Below are 18,177 nucleotides of genomic sequence, written 5' to 3' on the forward strand. Positions count from 1 at the left end.
TTGGCTTATCGCCAAGTCCTAATGGCGAAAGCCTTTGTTTTTCACATACTTTAATCCTTTAACAAAGTTAAACATTCTTAAAGTACCACGAAAAAGCAGCCAAAAATGGCTGCTTTTTTTATCTTACATTCAAGTTTTTACTTTTAACAAAATCGGTAACATCCATACGCATAGGTTTTCGCAACTTTTTACCGACTTGTTCACTCCAGCGTTCTACCTTTTGATTAGTTGATCTAGACTGATAATATTCAACAGTTGTTTGGTCAAATTTCTCAATTCCCGGTTGGTTCAATTGATATTTGTTTTCGTGGTAAATGGTGTCGATTGGCAAACGAGGTTTTTTCTCGGGTGATTCATCCGGAACTCCGATAGCCATACCGAAAATTGGGATTACATACTTTGGAAGATCTAATAATTCATTCACCTTATTTATATTGTTTCTAAGGCTTCCTAGATAACATATACCTAATCCCATTGCTTCAGATGCCAATGCCGCGTTTTGTGCTGCTAAACTAGCATCAACAGTAGACATCATAAAAAATTCAGTGTTTTCAAGATTGACTACCATCTCTTCTTGTATTTCTTTCGGTTGAGAATTATAAATACGATTCAGATCCGCACAAAATACAAATAGATGTCCATTATTTTCAACATATTGTTGACCACTTACATCACGTAATGCCTTTTTTAGTTCAGGGTCAGTGATACCTATAATGGAGTAAGCTTGATAATAGCTTGAAGTTGATGCAGATTGGGCAGATTGGATAATTTCATCAATTTGCTTCTGAGTGATTTCTTCATTTTTAAACTTTCTAATTGAACGGTGATTTTGGATTTGTTGAATGGTTTCGTTCATGATGAATTCTCTCCTCTTTATTTTTTGCGTTTACCAATTCATTCAAAGCGTCGGTGGATCTTTGAATAGCTTCATGTAATTCTTTGTTTTGAAGGGTTTGGTTTTGGATCGTAGCTGATACCTCTTCTATAGAAGCATTGGATTGTTCAAGAGTTGCTGAAAAATCGTTCGTTGAATCTTCAATTTCGTTAGTACTTTCATTCACTTTTTGTGCATGGTTATTGATTCCGTTTAAAGACTGGAGCAGTTGATCTGACCTGGACTGAAAAATTTCAAAGAGTTTTCCGTTGTTTTCAATTAATTCGATATTAACATGTAATTGTTTATTGATTTCTCTCATTTCCCGATCAGTTTGTCCATTCGTTTCTTTCATACTTTGTAGATCTTCAGAAATATTCTTTGCAGTTTTTTCAGTATGATCAGCAAGTTTTCTTATTTCTTCTGCAACTACAGCGAACCCTCTTCCATGTTCCCCTGCACGAGCAGCTTCTATGGAAGCATTTAAAGCTAGTAGTCCTGTCTGTTCAGTGATGTCACGAATGGATTGGATGAAGGAAACAGATGAATCAACCCTTTCAGAAAGAACTTCAAATGTTTCGTTTAATTTCTCTAGATCAGTTTGGAATTTATTCATGAATTCAATTAGTTGGTAAGACTCTTTTTTACCTGATTCGGCTTGATTATTAGTTTCTTCTGTTTCTCGTTGAATTTCGTGAAGATCTGTTACCATTTGTTCAATCATCGTCGAGGTTTCGGAAATTGAGCGATGTATTGACGCTACTGACGATGTTTGGCTCTCCGTACTATGTGCGATTTCATCAATTGCTAGGTTCATTTCTTCAAGCGAATGTGCATGCTGGTCTGATTGAGTCTCAATAGAATTCATATTCCTTTGAATGACAATTGCTTGTTCTTCAATTTTTTGTTTCTGAGTTTGCTCATGGAGGAAGTTTTGTTCATTTAATTTCTGAAGCTCTTCAAGTTGATCATTACTTCTTTGAGATATAGTTTGCTGCAAATAAAGGATGATGCCTGTGAGTACTAGTATAAGCAAAGATGTGCCATAACTTAATTGAAACGCTTCACCATATTCCATAATGAAACCGATCATTAGAATCAAGCTTAATGCAAATCCGAACAAAAGTACTGGTCGAGATAAATATAGAGCAGCACAAATCAACAGAAAATAAATGAGTGCGATATTCTGACCTGATGTACTTACAAATAAGATGATTGCACCTATGATATTTGCTAAACCAAAAATACTTATGTATGGGATGAACCTTGTACCTTTATTTAACTTCATTAATAAACCTACTAATAAAGTTAAAGATGTACCACCGATAAAAATGATTCCTAGTACGATCAATCGTTGACCTAAGGCATAATTAACGACTACACCAAGGATGGTAATGATCATCAAAGCGATAAACATTGTTTGATTTTTACTCTTTGTTGAATCAAAAGTTATTAATCGACTACTTTGTTCCAAGGTCTTATTCCTCCTAAATATTCCAATTATTTGAATACTCATTAATTTTACCATAAAAAGATGGGGCGGAGGGCGATTTCGGTCTAAAGGATGAAATGAAATCAATCTGACTGCCGTTTTGAAACAGTTGCCCTCAGGATAGAATTAAGACAGTAAGAAAAAGGAGGAACTACAAATGCAAACAATGATGGAAAGAGAAGCATATGTAAATGAGAGGGTCCAAAAGTATGTTCAAGAAGCATCTGTTTTCAATAAGAGAAATTCAAAGGTGAAAACTTTTTGGACTAAATTGTTCAGCTCTTGGCGACAACCTGTTTCACCCCAAATTAAACAACAATTATCCGCTAAATAATAACACTAGGGGTGTTCAAAGATGAAGAAGAAAATAAGAGCATACGAATGATCCCTTATCTCTATGACGAAGAGGTGAGGGGTCTTTTCATGTTCAATTTTATGCATTTTTATTGAAAGCTCTTTTGGAAAAAGATATGATATTGTAGTTATAGGTGGAAGGGGGATAAGATAATGTCCACAACTATAGAACAAGAAAAAGCTCCAGACATCAAAAACCCCAAAGCACTGTTATTTTCACTTTGTTTTGTGCTGATGTTTTCAGTCATGAATGGGACGATGTTTAATATAGCTATTCCAGACATAGCTGTTGCATTTGATTTATTGCCATCACAAGTTAGTTGGGTGATGACTGGTTATATAATGATCTACTCAGTCGGAGCTTTGATTTATGGAAAGCTTGCTGATACTGTTGCCTTCAAAACATTGATTACTTTTGGGCTCACCGTATTTACAGTAGGTTCACTTGTCGGTTTTATCGCTCCGAATTACGGTTTCGTTTTAATGGCACGAATTATCCAGGCAATCGGAGGATCGATGATACCTGCCATTGCATTCTTAGCCCCGATCCGCTATTTTCCAAAAGAAAGAGGAAAGGTATTAGGGATCATCTCATCAGTAATGGCATTTGCCTCAGGAATCGGGCCCATACTTGGGGGGACTATAGCAGGTCTCTTAGATTGGCAGTACTTATTTTTATCTTCAGCTTTAATCATTGTAACTTTGCCTCTGTTAAGAAAAAATATTCCTGATGAAGACACAAGCAATCTGAAGCTGGATTATTTTGGTGCATCATTAGTTGCGTCTACAATCGTTACTCTTCTAATGGGTATTACACTTAGTAATCCCTTTTCTTTGATAGCAAGTTTGTTATTCGCAATATTTGCATACATACGTATGAGATTAGCAAAAGAGCCATTCATTCCGCCACATCTTTTTGAGAACCGAAACTATGTAGTGGCCATCCTTACTGGGTTCATTTCTGTGTCCTGTTTATTCGGATTAATGTTTACCGTCCCTATTTTACTTAGAGATGTGTATGAGTTGTCAACACTACAAATAGGTTTAGTTATGTTTCCTGGGGCAATGAGTGCCGCTCTTATAGGTCGTAAAGGTGGTAGCCTTGTAGATCAAAAGGGATCCAGGGTTATCTTTGCAATGAGCTTATTCCTTTTAATGAGCGGATTGTTCATTGTTTCATCAACAGTAGGAATAAATCCTGTCCTATTCAGCTTTATGCTGGTTTTTCCAATGATGTGCTTTCCGCTCGTTCAAGCTTCCGGAGCGGACATACTTGCCAACATTTTAAAAAATAATGAAACTGGTGTAGGTATGGGCGTTTTTAACTTATTGAACTTTGTTTCAGGTGCCCTAAGTGGGGCTATAATCGGAAAAATACTTGATGTCTTTCGCCCAGATGAAGCTTGGAACATTTTAGCATTGTCAGGAAGTAGTTCAGTATACAGTAATGTTTTTTTAATATGCAGCTTATTTATTTTAATAGGATTGATTTTCTTCAAATTATTATTCTCTGACACAGAAACGAAGGCCCCTTATTAATAGGGCCTTCGTTTTTAAATATTTTACAAACCATGCTTCTAACCTATGAGTTTATTAACTGTCAGTTCCTCTATAAGAAACCTTGTATCGAGTTCGTTACTACATCTAATGTGCTTAGTGCATTATTACCTGATCCTCCACCAAACATCGGGAATATATAAGAGATGATAAACCACATGATAGCAAATACGATGATTAGTATAGCGATCCATTTGATTGCTGTTGCTCCGACTCTACTATTATCAGTCTTCTTTTCGTGATGTTGTACTTCAACATCTTTTCTTTTAAAATCGTCGCTCATTTTAATCAACTCCTTTCAAAGTTTGATTACTTGGTATTTACCACTCTGATTAATTTTTAAAACATTTTGTGGATTGCAGAAAATGTATTAATGCTATTATGGTTAAAGAGAGTCAAGTGATTATTACTGGAAATGTTTTATTGTTTCTTTTGTCTTTTCATCATTTCCTATATAATATAACTACTTAATGAAAGGAAGGTTCGATGAAAACGTTTAAACTAATTTCTCTTGAAGTTCTGGAAAAATACGGTGATGAATTACAATCTAAAGAAATTGATTTGTTTGACGGTTTAATCATTGACCGAGAAGTAGATTCAAAACGATGGTTGATTGAATGTTACATCCCAAAGAAGAATATGGAATTCTTTAAAGAAAAAAAATCAAAAAACCAAGAAATAGTAGTTCAAGTGCGCATCACTAAACAGACGAATCCTAAGGCGACTATCGTAGCAATGGTCCGTGATGTCAATGAAATAGAAGAGCATATGAATGTGATCTTGATGGGTAATATGGTAAATAGGGAACGTGAACAAGTAGAGAAAATGCTTCAGGAGTTGATTGAAGCTGGATACCAAGGTGAATCACTTTTAAATAAGTTCAAATCAAAAAATCAGGAAAGCTTTTTCTAAACTTTGTTAAAAAGCTAAAAATATTGGTTAAAATGTCGAAATCAAGGTAGAAGATGCAGGAATCTTCGTGGAAAAGGAGAAGTATTATGTATGGATTTAAATTGAAAAATGTATTTGAAAAATTGACTCCTTTTCAATTGATTGCTTTTTATTACTTAACTGCAGTTACGATCGCAACGGGGCTGTTGGCTTTACCTATCTCGCATAAAGATGGGGTTACATTGACGTTCATGGATGTTTTTTTTACAGCGGTCAGCGCAGTAAGTGTAACTGGGTTAACAGTAGTAACAACTGCAGATACCTTTAGTGTGTTCGGAGTTTTCATGATTGCTCTTGCGCTTCAAATCGGGGGGTTGGGTGTCATGGCCTTAGGAACCCTTATATGGATCGTATTAGGCAGAAAAATCGGTTTTAAAGAGCGCCGTTTGATCATGACGGACCAAAACACTAAATCAATCGCAGGCATCGTACGCCTGGTCAAAGAAATGTTGTATCTAATCTTAGCTATCGAATTCATTGGGTTTGTCATTTTAGGAACTTATTATTTAAATTATTATGATTCTATTTCTCAAGCCTATTATCATGGTTTTTTCTCAGCGATTAGTGCGACTACTAACGGTGGTTTTGATATTACTGGTGCGTCCTTACAACCTTTCCAGAGTGATTATTTCATCCAGTTCATACATATTCTGTTAATCATATCTGGGGCAATCGGGTTTCCTGTTTTAATAGAGGTGAAAGAATATCTCCAAACTTCTTATGAGGAGAGAAATCTGAAACGTTTTTCTTTGTTCACGAAAGTGACAACTATGACGTATTTTGTTTTATTGCTTTTCTCAATCGCAGTTGTAATTATTCTCGAGTTCAATCATTTTTTTGAGGGCAAAACGTGGCATGAAATTTTATTTTTAAGTTTATTCCAATCCACCACAGCCCGAAGCGCTGGCCTTTCAACAATGGATGTAAATCTATTAACTGAACAAACCCAACTATTTTTATCTTCTATGATGTTCATTGGCGCTTCACCTAGCAGTGTCGGTGGAGGTATTCGAACCACCACATTCGCATTAGTAATTATTTTCATTTTGACTTTCGCAAGAGGTCAGAATCGTGTGAAATTATTCGGAAGAGAGATTGAAGAGGAAGATTTGTTTAAAGCAGTTGTGGTTACGTTGTTAGCCTTAATTATGTTTTTAACGGTTCTAATTGTAATTACAGCTATAGAACCTTTTTCACTGACTTCAATCATATTTGAGGTAAGTTCTGCATTCGGAACTACAGGGTTATCAATGGGGATTACCCCAGACTTAACTAATTTCAGTAAAATTTTATTGATTGCTTTAATGTTCATTGGTCGAATAGGACTATTAACGTTTTTATTTTCTTTTCAATCGAAAAGGGCCAAGAGCAATTTTCGATATCCTAAAGAGAAAATCAATATCGGATAGTTCTATAACTTAGGGGGAATTGTAGTGTTGAAGGTCAAGAATGACTTAGATTTACCGATTCATGATTGGTTATTACAAAATTCTTCAGATGCCATTATATTTGTGGATAAAGCTGGAAAGATCGCAGCGGCCAACCGTTCAGCAGCTACGCTATTGAATTTTGACTTAGAGCCAGAAATTAATATTGATGATTATCTTGATTTTGAAGTGTTAATGAAGCCTAATAACAAAGAAATAATGATTCGGACGAACAAAAAACCAGAAAAACTTGTTCTGATGAGGAGTATACAGATTGATGACCATGTATGTGTGATGTTGCGTGAAGGTGGATTGAAAGCCTCCAAAGAATCTATGGCTTATTCTTTAAACCAGATGGTCAATGGACCTTACGAGGGCATCATTCTTCATGACAAAGGAAAAATCATTGATTGCGATCATGCTTTTGCAAGTATGCTAGGATATGATCGGTTTGACTTGATCGGTAATAGTATTTTCGAATTGGTGCATCATGAGGATCAAGAAAAGTTAGCTTATAATATTAAGATAAGTCATGAATCACCTTACCCATTAAGAGGGCTTAAGATTGATGGTACAGTGATTTATGTGGAAATATTACCTGAAGAGTTTCATCAAAATGATCAAAACCTACGCATGGCTATTGTTAGAAATGTAACCGAGAGAGTAGAGAATGAGAAGCAAATTGAATTCATGGCTTATTATGATGAATTGACAGATTTACCTAATCGAAATTATTTTCAGAAGGTTCTTCAAGACGAAATCCACTCCATGAACAAAGATAATCGAAAACTTGCAGTGCACTTCGTTGATTTGGATTATTTCAAACATATAAATGACACGTTAGGCTACCAATTCGGTGACAAGTTACTGAAATCTTGTGCAGATCGGTTAAAAAAGTTTTTGGAAGAAGACGTTTTCCTTGCAAGGATGACAAGTGATGAATTTCTCATTCTTCAAAGAAACATAAGTACCGATGATGAAGCTAAAAAATTTGCAAAACAAGTTATTGATCTGTTCAAGCAACCGCTTGATGTAGACGGCTATGAAATTTATACATCGGTCAGCGTGGGAATAAGTATTTATCCCGATTTAGCACAAGGAGCTCACGAACTTATTAAACAGGCTGATTCAGCGATGTATGTGATTAAGGAACATAATCGAAACGATTTTCAGATTTTCGAGAGCTCTTTAACCGAGGGATTTAAAGAGCGTCTAACGTTAGAGACTGAACTACATAAAGCTATTCAGGATAATGATTTTGAATTATATTATCAACCTCAAATTGATATCAAGACAAATCAAGTAATCGGATTAGAAGCGTTATGTCGGTGGAATCATTTAGAAAAAGGTTTCATTTCTCCTTCAGAATTCATTCCGTTAGCTGAGAAAACTGGTTTAATTGTGCAAATTGGAGACTGGGTAATCCGTGAAGCTTGTAGGCAAAATAAAGCTTGGCAAAAAGAAGGGCTTCCAAAAGTTAAAGTTAGTGTAAACCTCTCTGCTAAACAGTTTCTGCAGAAAGATTTAGTTGAAAAAATTAAGTTGGTATTAGAGGAAACACAGCTTGACCCGGAATATCTAGAATTAGAAATTACTGAAAGTATGGCGATGACTAATGAAAAATTCATCATTGAAACTTTAAAAGGCTTCCAAAGTTTAGGTGTTAAAGTTGCATTAGATGATTTTGGTACAGGCTATTCTTCATTGAAATATTTGAGTCAGTTTCCTCTGAGTAAAATTAAAATTGATCGTTTGTTCATCATGAATCAATCAGAACAAAACAAAGCGATCGTAAAGACGATCATCCACTTATCACACGCACTTAACCTGAGAGTTATTGCTGAAGGTGTTGAAAAAGAGGAAGACGTGAATTTTATTACAGCAGAAAATTGTGATGAAATGCAAGGCTTTTATTTTAGCAAAGCGATTCCCGACAACCAGGTCAAGAAATTATTGTTCTTATATAATAGCTAACATAAAAAGACAGTGCTTAAGTAAGCACTGTCTTTTTATTTCTATATACGAGTTCCGAACAGTTTTAACAATATATTGCTGCACCTACAATCACCAGTAAAATGAAAAGAACAACAATTAATACGAAACTGTTACCGTAACCTTTATTATCACAGCCGTACATAACTTAACACCTCCATTACCCCTTTTATTTTTATATCTATGCATAGGGATATAACTGGGTAAGGATAGTCACCTATATATGCGTAAAAAAATAGGTGATTATCCTAAGTGTCCAATTTAATGAAAAAGAGGGTTCGATTTATCGGCAAAAAAACAGGCATGCAAAGGTGCATCCCTGTTCCTCAATTTATTCTTCTTCTTCATCTGTCTGATGTTCAGTTTTGGACAAGAGTTCTCTATCTAGAGAGAGTATTTTCAGTTGATCATTCTCGTATCCAATCACATAATCAGTCTTGTAGTGGTGAGTTTCATATGATTCAGTATTTTTTCTGATTTCATGATCTGAATAAACAATTACTTTAGCACGATCGTTTTCAATAATCTCAATCTCTCTTTCGGAAACATTGATATCAATTGAATTTACAACTACTTCTCTAAATTGTTCGTAGGAATTCTTTGTTTGTTCCTCACTTCCAAGCAATGAATAAGCAGTAAAGTAATCTCTAAGGTTCAATGTTTCGTAAAAATAGTTGATGATATATGAAGCGTCTTCTTCTAATTTTTCAGGACTGATATCTTGGTCTACTGTAGGGTCCCCATTATAATCTAATTCGTCTTCATTATCTGCTTTCTCAGACCACATATGAACCTGTTCGTAAATTTGAGGAATGGGAAGGCTGAAACCTATTGTCCCCTCAGTAGTGGCAGCTGAGTTAATGGCTATAACTTGGCCGGTATCTCTATGAATAAGTGGCCCACCACTATTTCCTTGCGAGATATTAGCGGATATTTGATATAAGTTATTGTATTCATAATTATCTACCGTAAAGCTTCTATTTTTTCCTGAAATAATCCCTCTAGTAACAGTGTTTTGAAAACCATGTGGACTACCGATGGCAATGATTTCATCGCCAATATTGGGCTCAAAAGTATCATCCATTTCCATGGGGTTTTTATTAGCTAACTGCGGCACCCTTATTACTGCCACATCCTCTTGATTTCCAATTCCAATTACTGCAGCAGGATATGTCTGTGCCTCTGAAGTCTTAACGAAAATTTCATCAGCATCTTTAACTACATGAGCATTAGTGATGATATCTCCTTTTTCATTATAGATGAAGCCCGATCCTTCATTTTTACCGAAAGAGCCATGGGATTCGATTTGCACTACGTATTTCTGTGACTCATGAATGATTGACTGGAAATCTTGCTGATTATCGACTTGGTCATCCTGAACGACTTCCACAATCGATTGATCACTTCCGATGGCCTCTTCACGCGAATCATTATAGAAATAAAAAAGTCCTGAAATGGATAATAATATTATCAGTGCTGAAATAGTGAGCGGCAGTATCATTCTTTTTTTGCGGTTCATGTTGTTCACCTCTACTGGTTTTCTAAGAACCAAGAAATTTTATTGATTTCAACGGTAACTTCTTCAGTAACATCGTAATGAGTATACTCAAAGGTTCCTGTTTCTTCTGGAAATAAATCTTCAGGGACTACAATTGTTTGGTTTTCAAGGACAACTTCATCATCCTCATTGAGTAAGTTATATTCGACTGAGACGGAATAGATAGGCACCGTCGCGATACTTTTTACTTTACCTTTAACAACTACATCTCCAAATTCATCAGGATCAACTTCTATGTTGACCAATTCTATCGCATCATTTGCGTTTTGCTCTTGTTCTAGTTCAAATTGAGAAAGTGCTTGTTCTGTACGTTGCCGTTGATTATTTTCGAAAGCTAATTTTTGTGATTCTATCGTACTTTTTAAACTACTAAGCCTTTCATTTTCAGGAACATACCTTAAGCCATCATCGACAATGGCTAATGCTTCTGTAAATTGGTTCTCCTGTAAGCTCTCACTTGCATTAGTGAAAGTATAGTTCACAATACGTTCTTTCATAGTAGAAGCGAGTTCAGTAGCTTTATCGGTTTCGATTGATTCGACTTGCCATAGAAGCATTTTTAATTCATCAATTGAAGGTCCCTGAGCTAAACGGCTTTCAATCTGAAGGGTTTTGACTTGCTCTCGTTTTTTTACAATTTCAGATAATAAGTAATTGATGACTTCACCATTGTATGGGCTTAACCTTTCTTCAGCTTCTTTTGTTAAGTTAAGTGCCTGCTGGTAAGCTTCCTCTTCAACTAATGAATCGATCGATTGTATCTGTTCATGTACTTCAATTGCTACACTCATGAATTTGGACCCTTGTTCAGCAGCATTGTTATTTGGATGGTACTGCAAAGCCAGCTCAAACTGTTCTTTGGCTTGGCTAAATTGTCCATCGAGTGCATATTCAGTACCTTCTTCATATGCTGCCCTAGCTTGGTCTTTAGTATATTCAAGATAAAAGTGCAGACCAATCCCTAATAGCAATACTAGGACTACTGATAATAGGGGAGCTAGCCACCATTTATTAAAGCCTTTATGTTCGTGTTGGGTTCGTTCTTCAATGTTCATTGGAAGTTGTGAACCACAAATCACACAGTATTTTTCGTTTTCTAGAGATTTCGCCCCACATTGAGGACAGTATGTCATATGGATCACCTTGTTTGTATTATCTATCAATCTATGTATGAAAATTTTAACATATATATCATGATAAATTTAATAATAAATGACTATTTTAGAGCATTATGTAGAAATCCTTATATATTCTTATTTTTTTGTTGGAATATGTAGATATTTGTACCTATATTCAATCGAATAAGAATTGAAGTTCAAAAATGTTTTCGAAACAATATATCTTTTGAAGAAATTTTGGTAAACTAAAATTAGTAAAGCAATGAATTAGGAGGTGCCGTATGTTTGAAACATTATTTGGCGTGCTGGTTTTAGGAATGTTAGTAGCATTTATAGGTTATTGTGTTTTTGATAATGCACGACACTAATCAAAATTGTTAGTTTTTAATTATTCTCGAAATAAAAAGCAACACCTATAGTTTTGACGAATCAGAAGTGTGAAATGTTTCAACGTTTCACACTTTTTTTTATTTTCTTCGATTATGAAATTGAAAAGGGGGTGAGAACATGGCGAACGAAGTAAAGTTAAGCACTCAACTTCAACTGGTTTTCGAAACAGGAGTGGATGGAGATGGTAATCCGATTCATAAAAAGAAAAATTTCAACACTGTAAAGCCTGAAGCAAGTTCGGATGCTCTATTAGCAGTAACAACCCAGTTGGTGGGTCTACAAGAGTTTCCTTTGGATCGTATTATCCGAAATGATTCATACGGGATTACACAAGCCTAGTGATTTTTTAAAAATGGGAAGGGGGGAGCAAGATGTCTAGAAAGCTCGAATTAAAATTCAAGAATACTGAGGGTAGAATTGTCACCGTGTCACTTGATCAACCTAGTGAGCCTGTAGATCCTGTTGCGATCAAGCAGGCGATGGATGAGATCATCACTTATGATGTATTCGAATCAACTGGCGGTAGTTATGCAGAAGTTGCAAGTGCACGTATCGTCGATCATCAAGTAGAAGAAATAGAGCTAGTTTAAAAATAGAGAAGAGTGGTCTTCATTATGAATGACCACTCTTTTTGAATTTACCTGGAATAATGGGTATGTTGGTAAAGATGAGGACCAAAGTTAAAGGAGGAAGGGCAATGGAGCAATGGGTATCCTGGATTCCAGAAGTCGGTTTCCCGATTTTAGTGACGTTTTATTTATTACACCGAATCGAATCTCGACTTGAAGAATTGAATGAATCCATTTTAACGATTCCAAAACATATGAATATGTAATAAAAGAAGCGTATGAGTCATTTTATACACTTTATCTGAATAAAAAAAACTGCGCCTACAATGATTAAATGGTTTAGTCATTGAGGTGCAGTTAAATACAGCAAGTATTTTATCTGGTCAAGGAGATTTCGTCGAATGGAAAAATAATGACTTCAGAACGTCCGATAATATCGTCTTCTTCAATGAGGCCTAGCCCATTACGACTGTCTTTACTAATTGAACGATTATCTCCCATTACAAAATATTTACCTTCAGGAACGGTAATTGGATCGAAGTTTCCGGTTCCTTCCTTTTGTTCTTCTGATAGATAAACTTCCTCAATAGGCTCTCCGTTAATATGAAGTACATAGTCCTTTACTTCAATCGTATCATTTGGAAGTCCTATTACTCGTTTCACATAATTTTTATTCGGGTGTTGTATAATAACGATTTCACCTCTAGCAGGTTCATCCAGAAGGTATATCGCTTTATTGAAGATGACCCTTTCTCCATTGTGAAGAGTAGGATCCATACTTGTCCCTTCCACTACTGATGTTGCAAATACAAAGCTTCTTAAAACAAATGCAAGGAGTAATGCAATGACGATAGCTTTACTCCATTCCCATATTTCTTTTTTCAACGGGCTCTTCCTTTCCGTGTCTCACTATCTCTATCCTAACATAAATATTATTTTATGAGATTAAGTTTTATTTTCAGGTTTATTAAAAATAGAACGGGGTATAAAAGGACTATATTTAAACATGTGATTAGAATTGCATCAAAATTTTTGTTCGGATCAAGCAAAATGTTTTACGAAATCAAAAAAATCTGACATAATGTATAATTAGATTTCCATTTTATGATTAATTATAACTTATGTCCCTGGAGGGGAATCCATTGACGCCAAAAAATAAGGAAACATTGCAACAACAAATTGAAGCAGTGCGTAAACAAATGATTCTAATTGCAACTGAAAAAGGATATACAAGTCAAGAATCTGTAGAGGTTTCTCAGAAGTTGGATGACTTATTAAATGAATATCAATCGATACGAAGAGAAGAGGAAAGTATGTTGTTTTAGCATTCTTTCCTTTATTTTTTTATAAGCTCCTTATTTACAAAAGACTCTAATCGATCTAAGCCTTTGGATAATGTCTCAATATTATAAGCATAAGATAGTCTGACGTAACCCTCTCCGCAAGAAGAAAAAGCATCTCCTGGCACCAGTGCTAAACCATATTCCTCTAATAACTTGACAGCCAAATCAAAAGAGGAGAAGCCTTCCAACTTTAGTTTTGGAAATACATAAAAGGCCCCTTCCGGTTTCACAACTTCGATATTCATTCTTTCCAACCTACTTAATACGTAATCCCTTCTTTTTCTATACTCATCTCTCATCTCCACAGGATCAGTTTGCCCATTTTTTAGTGCTTCTAATGCTGCGTGTTGACTAGTAGATGTCGCACATGAAACATTGTATTGATGTACCTTTAGTATATGTTGTTGGATTGCTGCTGGCGCAAGGACATACCCGATCCGGAATCCCGTCATTGAATGAGATTTTGATAACCCTTGGATGATAATGGATTGCCCACGTATTTCCTCAAATGTTCCAATCGACCGATGAGGCACATCGTAGGTCAGTTCACTATATATTTCATCAGCGAGGAGGAAAATCGATTTTTCTTTTATAACTTGAACAATACCTTTTAATTCTTCCTCTGTTAAAGTAACTCCGGTAGGATTTGAAGGGTAAGGTAAGATGACACATTTGGTACGCTCGTTGATTTGTTCTTCTATTAAATCAGCAGTAAATTTAAATCCGTTATTTGTGGTATCTACATGTACAGGAATTCCCCCGGCCAATCTGATCAATGGTTCATAACCTGGATATACAGGGCTAGGAAGAAGCACTTCATCCCCAGGGTTTAAAATAGTTCTAAGAGTGATATCTATCCCCTGCGAGGCGCCAACTGTTACTATTATTTCATCTGAAAAATCATATGAAAGCTGGTATTTCTCCTTCACATAATCTTGTATAGCATTGCGTAGTTCTGGTAATCCTGCATTTGGTGTATATGTAGTGTGGTTATGGTCGAGCGCAAGTTTAGCAGCGTCTTTTATATGGTTTGGTGTCTTGAAATCAGGTTGTCCAATAGTAAGAGAAATAATATCTTCTTTTCCTTGGACCAGATTAAAAAACTTTCTGATGCCTGATATTTCAATATTTTTAACTTGTGTATTCAGTAGTTCTTCCAAGAATTTTCCGCCTTTCAGATGGTATGTAGGTGACTTCCGGTTTATTTCAACGGTTAAAGTTTCTGTTAATGCTAATAATGGTGAATAGGAGGGATTTTATGAATTGGCAGCAATTAATCCAAATCTCACAAAAAGATTTCCTTATTTTGTTGATCTTCACTTTTATAGTGGGTTGTACTTTCTTTATTGCCTTATGGTTAATTAAGGCTCTCCTAAGGGAGAAAATGATTGTATCTCTTGTCTATCTAGTAACAACATTATTAAGTTTTGGTTTATTGCAATTATTCTATTTGCTTTCTACTAATGAGTTTAATAGTAATTTAAATGTCCTTAGAAACTTATGGATCATTTATGTTGGCATTGGAATCCTGTTAATCCTTCATCGCTTATCACAAATTTTATCATACTTCATTAGAAACAAAAATCGATTGAATTGAGTAGTCACACGCTTTAACATTAATTTTATTATCTATGTACTTAAAGCAACTTTGAAAGTTGATATCTTCATCTAATTTGCAGCTCTTTTCTTTATAATTATGTAAGACCATAGTAATTATCATCCCTTTTACAATTCATTCATATAGATTAAAATATATGAAAAGGGAGGGGGAGAAAGATGGAGATTATCGGATTGTTTCTATTGTTTGGACTAATTTTAATTTTATTGAACATTTTTACAAGTATTTGGGCTTATAGGGACTCGATTAGAAAAGGAAATAGCAAGGAATACGCGATTGTCGTGCTTATCGGAACCTTGTTCTTCCCGGTACTCGGGCTGATCGTATACCTAATAATCAGGAATGATTAGAAAAATCCGCTTGGGATCGAATGTCCCTAAGCGGATTTTTAACATTAAAAAGAAATATTTTTTAATCAGTGTAGTATTTTAAATGATCAATGATATTATCCATTTCCTCATCACTTGTTCCGGAGAAGGAATTAATCATCTCACCATCTGGGTTTACGATAAAGAATTGAGTACCGTGGTTGACCTGTTCTTGTCCATCTACCTTCGAAACTAATGCTTTAAAAGAGTTAGCAGCAAAACTTTCGATGTGCTCCTGATCATAACCGGTAAGGAAATCCCAATTATCATAGTTTACTTTGAATTTGTCACCAAAAGACTTTAAGGTAGCTGGATCATCATTTACCGGATCGACTGAGAAGGAAACAAATCGAACATCAAGATTTTCTTCCTCAGCTTTATCTTGTAGTTTCGCCATGTTGGCAGTCATAGGTGGACAAACGGTATTACAATTAGTGAAGATGAAATTGGATATCCAGTACGTTCCTTCTAAATCACTTAAAGAAACTTCTTGTTTATCCTGGTTAGTATATGTGAATGATTCAACTTCATTTTCAAATTCAGGTTGGTATTTAGGTTCTTCTGCTTGAGACTCCTGGCAAGCTGTTAAAAGTAGTATGAAGCCAAACAGTAAGAGTATTAATATACTTTTATTTTTTAAAAACATACGTATCATCTCCCGTTCATCGGTTCATCAGTTATTGTAACACGTTGAACTAAAGAATGATGTTAGCGTGAGTCGTACTTTTCAACAATTTCTTGACACCAGGAATTCAGTTACTTTTTAAGGTGTAAACATTGATTTCTGGTCTGCAAAGGAAACGGAAGGGTAACCTAGTGGTCCCTATGCCTCGAGAAACAAACAACTGCAGAGGTCGATTTCCTAAAGTAAAATGACCCTCCACGTATCTTTCTCCTAATGGTGGTGCAACTAGATTTCCAATGATAGGCAATTGGATTTGTCCTCCATGGCTATGCCCAGAAAGTTGTACATCGAAAGGATATACTTTTACTACTTCTGCGAAATCCGGTTCATGACACAGGATAATGTTAAAGTGTTCTTCTCTTTCCTCAGGCAGAACATTTCGCATGTTAGGGGACCCTAGCAATATATCGTCCAAGCCTGTCAATGTGAAAGTGTTATCTCCACTTCCTATGATAGTAGATTCATTCTTCAACAATTTAAAGCCACTCTGCTGCATTACTTCATCAATTTTAGAAGAGCCGTATCCTCCATGGTCATGGTTTCCATATACCCAATACTTTCCAAAAGGTGCATCAAGTTTTTGAAGAATCCTTACGACTTCTTCAAATCCTTCGACATCTACTAGAGATGGATCATCAAACAAGTCTCCAGTGAAAACAATCAAATCAGGTGTTTCATTCTGTATGGAGTGGACTACATCCTCAAGTTCTTTATTATGATAATGAAAACCGATATGCGTATCAGTGAATTGAGCAATTTTGAAATCAGTTAATGATTCAGGAATTTTTTCAGATTGGATGTTGCTACGATTGACATACAACCAGTACGGTTCAATTTCTCTAGCATAATAATATCCTCCAAAACTTATACCAAAGAAGCCTAAAGTTCCTAAAGTTAATCTATTTAAAAAAGAACGCCTTGAAATTTTCTTCTGCTTCGGCATAGTAAACATCCTTTAATTGATAGTTAATTGCATTATAGCATGTGAATCTTCTAAAATTCGCAAAAAAAATAAATTGAATGAGTATTCATTTTTTGCAGGGATTCTGTTGACTAATGTGGAATTAGTCAAGGAAAGGGAGGTTTTTAATATCGAAAATCAAGTAGTCATTGTAACAGGCGGATCAAGCGGAATGGGAAAATATATGGCTCAGAAGTTCGCTAATGAAGGTGCCAAAGTTGTTATTACAGGTAGAAACGAAGATAAATTGTCAAAAGCTAAAGAGGAAATAAGCGGAGGCAAAAACTTAGAGGTTCATACGATTTCAATGGATGTAAGAAAACCTGAGGAAGTTCAGAAAATGGTCGATGAAACGGTTGAAAAGTACGGAACTATTGATTGCTTAGTCAATAATGCTGCGGGTAATTTTATTGCTCCAGCTGAAAAACTCTCCTTTAATGGTTGGAACTCTGTCATCGATATTGTTCTGAACGGTACATTCTATTGTAGTCATACAGTGGGCCAATACTGGATTGAGAATAAAATTGAAGGTAGAATGATCAACATTGTCGCGACATATGCGTGGAATGCAGGTCCTGGTGTGATCCATTCAGCCTCAGCAAAAGCTGGTGTCCTAGCTATGACAAGAACATTGGCAGTAGAATGGGGAAGAAAATACGGTATTCGTGCCAATGCAATTGCTCCAGGTCCTATTGACCGTACAGGGGGAGCAGAGAAGTTGTGGGAGTCGGAAGAAGCGGCAAAACGCACCTTACAATCTGTGCCTCTAGGACGATTAGGGGAGCCTGAAGAAATTGCGGAGTTAGCTTACTTCATGTTGTCTGACAAAGCAAAGTATATGAACGGTGAAGTGGTTACACTAGATGGTGGGCAATGGTTGAATCAGTACCCATTCTAGATATTAATTAGATGTCGCGCAT

General features: G+C 35.7%; 22 protein-coding genes. 12 read left to right on the forward strand and 10 right to left on the reverse strand.

The features are described 5' to 3' along the window. Positions 1–118 precede the first annotated feature (118 nt). Together nfsA and CEY16_RS01425 are read right to left on the reverse strand one after the other, a co-directional pair. Positions 119–856, reverse strand: coding sequence for an oxygen-insensitive NADPH nitroreductase (gene nfsA / locus CEY16_RS01420; RefSeq protein WP_101330189.1), 738 nt, complete (start codon positions 854–856; stop codon positions 119–121). Further along, a complete protein-coding gene (locus tag CEY16_RS01425) occupies positions 813–2,348 on the reverse strand; it encodes a methyl-accepting chemotaxis protein (protein WP_162297821.1) in 1,536 nt (511 codons plus the stop codon). Before CEY16_RS01425 ends, nfsA begins: the two co-directional genes overlap by 44 nt. A gap of 175 nt (positions 2,349–2,523) precedes the next feature. Between CEY16_RS01425 and CEY16_RS15085 the strand changes: the two genes are divergently transcribed. Continuing rightward, positions 2,524–2,700 (forward strand): hypothetical protein, encoded by a 177-nt coding sequence (locus CEY16_RS15085; RefSeq protein ID WP_162297822.1) that lies wholly within the window; start codon positions 2,524–2,526, stop codon positions 2,698–2,700. Between the two features lie 173 nt (positions 2,701–2,873). Then, positions 2,874–4,259, forward strand: a complete 1,386-nt coding sequence (locus CEY16_RS01430; RefSeq protein WP_238378731.1) for an MFS transporter — start codon at positions 2,874–2,876, stop codon at positions 4,257–4,259. A 70-nt stretch (positions 4,260–4,329) separates the two neighbouring features. On the opposite strand, the gene CEY16_RS01435 is transcribed toward CEY16_RS01430, so the two are convergent. Then, entirely contained in the window at positions 4,330–4,560 is a 231-nt protein-coding gene (locus CEY16_RS01435; RefSeq protein ID WP_101330191.1) for a hypothetical protein, read from the reverse strand. 203 nt (positions 4,561–4,763) lie between these two features. Between CEY16_RS01435 and CEY16_RS01440 the strand changes: the two genes are divergently transcribed. From CEY16_RS01440 to CEY16_RS01450, 3 genes are all read left to right on the forward strand, one after another. Beyond that, on the forward strand, positions 4,764–5,189 hold the full coding sequence (locus tag CEY16_RS01440) for a YwpF family protein (protein WP_101330192.1): 426 nt from the start codon (positions 4,764–4,766) through the stop codon (positions 5,187–5,189). Between the two features lie 86 nt (positions 5,190–5,275). After that, positions 5,276–6,637, forward strand: coding sequence for a TrkH family potassium uptake protein (locus CEY16_RS01445; protein ID WP_101330193.1), 1,362 nt, complete (start codon positions 5,276–5,278; stop codon positions 6,635–6,637). A 24-nt stretch (positions 6,638–6,661) separates the two neighbouring features. Beyond that, positions 6,662–8,629: an EAL domain-containing protein gene (locus CEY16_RS01450; RefSeq protein ID WP_101330194.1), complete on the forward strand. Its 1,968-nt coding sequence runs from the start codon at positions 6,662–6,664 to the stop codon at positions 8,627–8,629. Positions 8,630–8,693: 64 nt separating this feature from the next. On the opposite strand, the gene CEY16_RS01455 is transcribed toward CEY16_RS01450, so the two are convergent. The 3 genes from CEY16_RS01455 to CEY16_RS01465 all read right to left on the reverse strand — a co-directional run bounded on the left by CEY16_RS01455 (position 8,694) and on the right by CEY16_RS01465 (position 11,338). Continuing rightward, on the reverse strand, positions 8,694–8,792 hold the full coding sequence (locus CEY16_RS01455) for a YjcZ family sporulation protein (protein WP_101330195.1): 99 nt from the start codon (positions 8,790–8,792) through the stop codon (positions 8,694–8,696). A gap of 186 nt (positions 8,793–8,978) precedes the next feature. Beyond that, positions 8,979–10,166, reverse strand: coding sequence for a S1C family serine protease (locus CEY16_RS01460; protein ID WP_101330196.1), 1,188 nt, complete (start codon positions 10,164–10,166; stop codon positions 8,979–8,981). Positions 10,167–10,177: 11 nt separating this feature from the next. Beyond that, the gene (locus tag CEY16_RS01465) at positions 10,178–11,338 is read right to left on the reverse strand and encodes an FxLYD domain-containing protein (RefSeq protein WP_101330197.1); all 1,161 of its coding nucleotides are present in this window, start codon (positions 11,336–11,338) and stop codon (positions 10,178–10,180) included. Positions 11,339–11,830: 492 nt separating this feature from the next. Here CEY16_RS01465 and CEY16_RS01470 point away from each other — a divergent pair, with 492 nt between their 5' ends. The 3 genes from CEY16_RS01470 to CEY16_RS01480 all read left to right on the forward strand — a co-directional run bounded on the left by CEY16_RS01470 (position 11,831) and on the right by CEY16_RS01480 (position 12,548). Continuing rightward, on the forward strand, positions 11,831–12,052 hold the full coding sequence (locus tag CEY16_RS01470) for a DUF1659 domain-containing protein (RefSeq protein WP_101330198.1): 222 nt from the start codon (positions 11,831–11,833) through the stop codon (positions 12,050–12,052). Positions 12,053–12,084: 32 nt separating this feature from the next. Continuing rightward, positions 12,085–12,303, forward strand: coding sequence for a DUF2922 domain-containing protein (locus CEY16_RS01475; protein WP_101330199.1), 219 nt, complete (start codon positions 12,085–12,087; stop codon positions 12,301–12,303). A gap of 107 nt (positions 12,304–12,410) precedes the next feature. Beyond that, positions 12,411–12,548, forward strand: coding sequence for a YvrJ family protein (locus tag CEY16_RS01480; protein ID WP_101330200.1), 138 nt, complete (start codon positions 12,411–12,413; stop codon positions 12,546–12,548). 109 nt (positions 12,549–12,657) lie between these two features. Here CEY16_RS01480 and lepB read toward each other — a convergent pair whose 3' ends face one another. Then, the gene (lepB, locus tag CEY16_RS01485) at positions 12,658–13,167 is read right to left on the reverse strand and encodes a signal peptidase I (RefSeq protein ID WP_101330201.1); all 510 of its coding nucleotides are present in this window, start codon (positions 13,165–13,167) and stop codon (positions 12,658–12,660) included. Between the two features lie 257 nt (positions 13,168–13,424). Here lepB and CEY16_RS01490 point away from each other — a divergent pair, with 257 nt between their 5' ends. Continuing rightward, positions 13,425–13,607, forward strand: a complete 183-nt coding sequence (locus CEY16_RS01490) for an aspartyl-phosphate phosphatase Spo0E family protein (protein ID WP_238378732.1) — start codon at positions 13,425–13,427, stop codon at positions 13,605–13,607. 11 nt (positions 13,608–13,618) lie between these two features. On the opposite strand, the gene CEY16_RS01495 is transcribed toward CEY16_RS01490, so the two are convergent. After that, positions 13,619–14,785: an aminotransferase A gene (locus tag CEY16_RS01495; protein WP_101330203.1), complete on the reverse strand. Its 1,167-nt coding sequence runs from the start codon at positions 14,783–14,785 to the stop codon at positions 13,619–13,621. Between the two features lie 98 nt (positions 14,786–14,883). On the opposite strand from CEY16_RS01495, the gene CEY16_RS01500 reads away from it, so the two are divergent. Next, complete coding sequence (locus CEY16_RS01500) at positions 14,884–15,222, forward strand: hypothetical protein (RefSeq protein WP_101330204.1); 339 nt, start codon at positions 14,884–14,886, stop codon at positions 15,220–15,222. Between the two features lie 179 nt (positions 15,223–15,401). Continuing rightward, positions 15,402–15,593 (forward strand): ABA4-like family protein, encoded by a 192-nt coding sequence (locus CEY16_RS01505; RefSeq protein ID WP_101330205.1) that lies wholly within the window; start codon positions 15,402–15,404, stop codon positions 15,591–15,593. Between the two features lie 61 nt (positions 15,594–15,654). Here CEY16_RS01505 and CEY16_RS01510 read toward each other — a convergent pair whose 3' ends face one another. Both CEY16_RS01510 and CEY16_RS01515 read right to left on the reverse strand, forming a co-directional pair. Beyond that, positions 15,655–16,257, reverse strand: coding sequence for an SCO family protein (locus CEY16_RS01510; protein WP_101330206.1), 603 nt, complete (start codon positions 16,255–16,257; stop codon positions 15,655–15,657). Between the two features lie 106 nt (positions 16,258–16,363). After that, the gene (locus CEY16_RS01515; RefSeq protein ID WP_101330207.1) at positions 16,364–17,239 is read right to left on the reverse strand and encodes a metallophosphoesterase; all 876 of its coding nucleotides are present in this window, start codon (positions 17,237–17,239) and stop codon (positions 16,364–16,366) included. Between the two features lie 148 nt (positions 17,240–17,387). Between CEY16_RS01515 and fadH the strand changes: the two genes are divergently transcribed. Then, positions 17,388–18,155: a 2,4-dienoyl-CoA reductase gene (gene fadH / locus CEY16_RS01520; RefSeq protein WP_101331104.1), complete on the forward strand. Its 768-nt coding sequence runs from the start codon at positions 17,388–17,390 to the stop codon at positions 18,153–18,155. Positions 18,156–18,177 lie beyond the last annotated feature (22 nt).

Source organism: Halalkalibacillus sediminis (assembly GCF_002844535.1).
Taxonomy (GTDB): Bacteria; Bacillota; Bacilli; order Bacillales; family Alkalibacillaceae; genus Halalkalibacillus_A; species Halalkalibacillus_A sediminis.

What these genes read in the sequence shown, in the direction of transcription:
- CEY16_RS01505 (WP_101330205.1), top strand. Translation starts at nt 15,402, where the DNA reads ATGGAGATTATCGGATTGTTTCTATTGTTTGGACTAATTTTAATTTTA.
- CEY16_RS01515 (WP_101330207.1), bottom strand. Translation starts at nt 17,239, where the DNA reads ATGCCGAAGCAGAAGAAAATTTCAAGGCGTTCTTTTTTAAATAGATTA.
- CEY16_RS01460 (WP_101330196.1), bottom strand. Translation starts at nt 10,166, where the DNA reads ATGAACCGCAAAAAAAGAATGATACTGCCGCTCACTATTTCAGCACTG.
- CEY16_RS01445 (WP_101330193.1), top strand. Translation starts at nt 5,276, where the DNA reads ATGTATGGATTTAAATTGAAAAATGTATTTGAAAAATTGACTCCTTTT.
- nfsA (WP_101330189.1), bottom strand. Translation starts at nt 856, where the DNA reads ATGAACGAAACCATTCAACAAATCCAAAATCACCGTTCAATTAGAAAG.
- CEY16_RS01440 (WP_101330192.1), top strand. Translation starts at nt 4,764, where the DNA reads ATGAAAACGTTTAAACTAATTTCTCTTGAAGTTCTGGAAAAATACGGT.
- CEY16_RS15085 (WP_162297822.1), top strand. Translation starts at nt 2,524, where the DNA reads ATGCAAACAATGATGGAAAGAGAAGCATATGTAAATGAGAGGGTCCAA.
- CEY16_RS01430 (WP_238378731.1), top strand. Translation starts at nt 2,874, where the DNA reads ATGTCCACAACTATAGAACAAGAAAAAGCTCCAGACATCAAAAACCCC.
- CEY16_RS01470 (WP_101330198.1), top strand. Translation starts at nt 11,831, where the DNA reads ATGGCGAACGAAGTAAAGTTAAGCACTCAACTTCAACTGGTTTTCGAA.
- CEY16_RS01455 (WP_101330195.1), bottom strand. Translation starts at nt 8,792, where the DNA reads ATGTACGGCTGTGATAATAAAGGTTACGGTAACAGTTTCGTATTAATT.
- CEY16_RS01480 (WP_101330200.1), top strand. Translation starts at nt 12,411, where the DNA reads ATGGAGCAATGGGTATCCTGGATTCCAGAAGTCGGTTTCCCGATTTTA.
- CEY16_RS01465 (WP_101330197.1), bottom strand. Translation starts at nt 11,338, where the DNA reads ATGACATACTGTCCTCAATGTGGGGCGAAATCTCTAGAAAACGAAAAA.
- CEY16_RS01435 (WP_101330191.1), bottom strand. Translation starts at nt 4,560, where the DNA reads ATGAGCGACGATTTTAAAAGAAAAGATGTTGAAGTACAACATCACGAA.
- CEY16_RS01475 (WP_101330199.1), top strand. Translation starts at nt 12,085, where the DNA reads ATGTCTAGAAAGCTCGAATTAAAATTCAAGAATACTGAGGGTAGAATT.
- CEY16_RS01510 (WP_101330206.1), bottom strand. Translation starts at nt 16,257, where the DNA reads ATGTTTTTAAAAAATAAAAGTATATTAATACTCTTACTGTTTGGCTTC.
- CEY16_RS01500 (WP_101330204.1), top strand. Translation starts at nt 14,884, where the DNA reads ATGAATTGGCAGCAATTAATCCAAATCTCACAAAAAGATTTCCTTATT.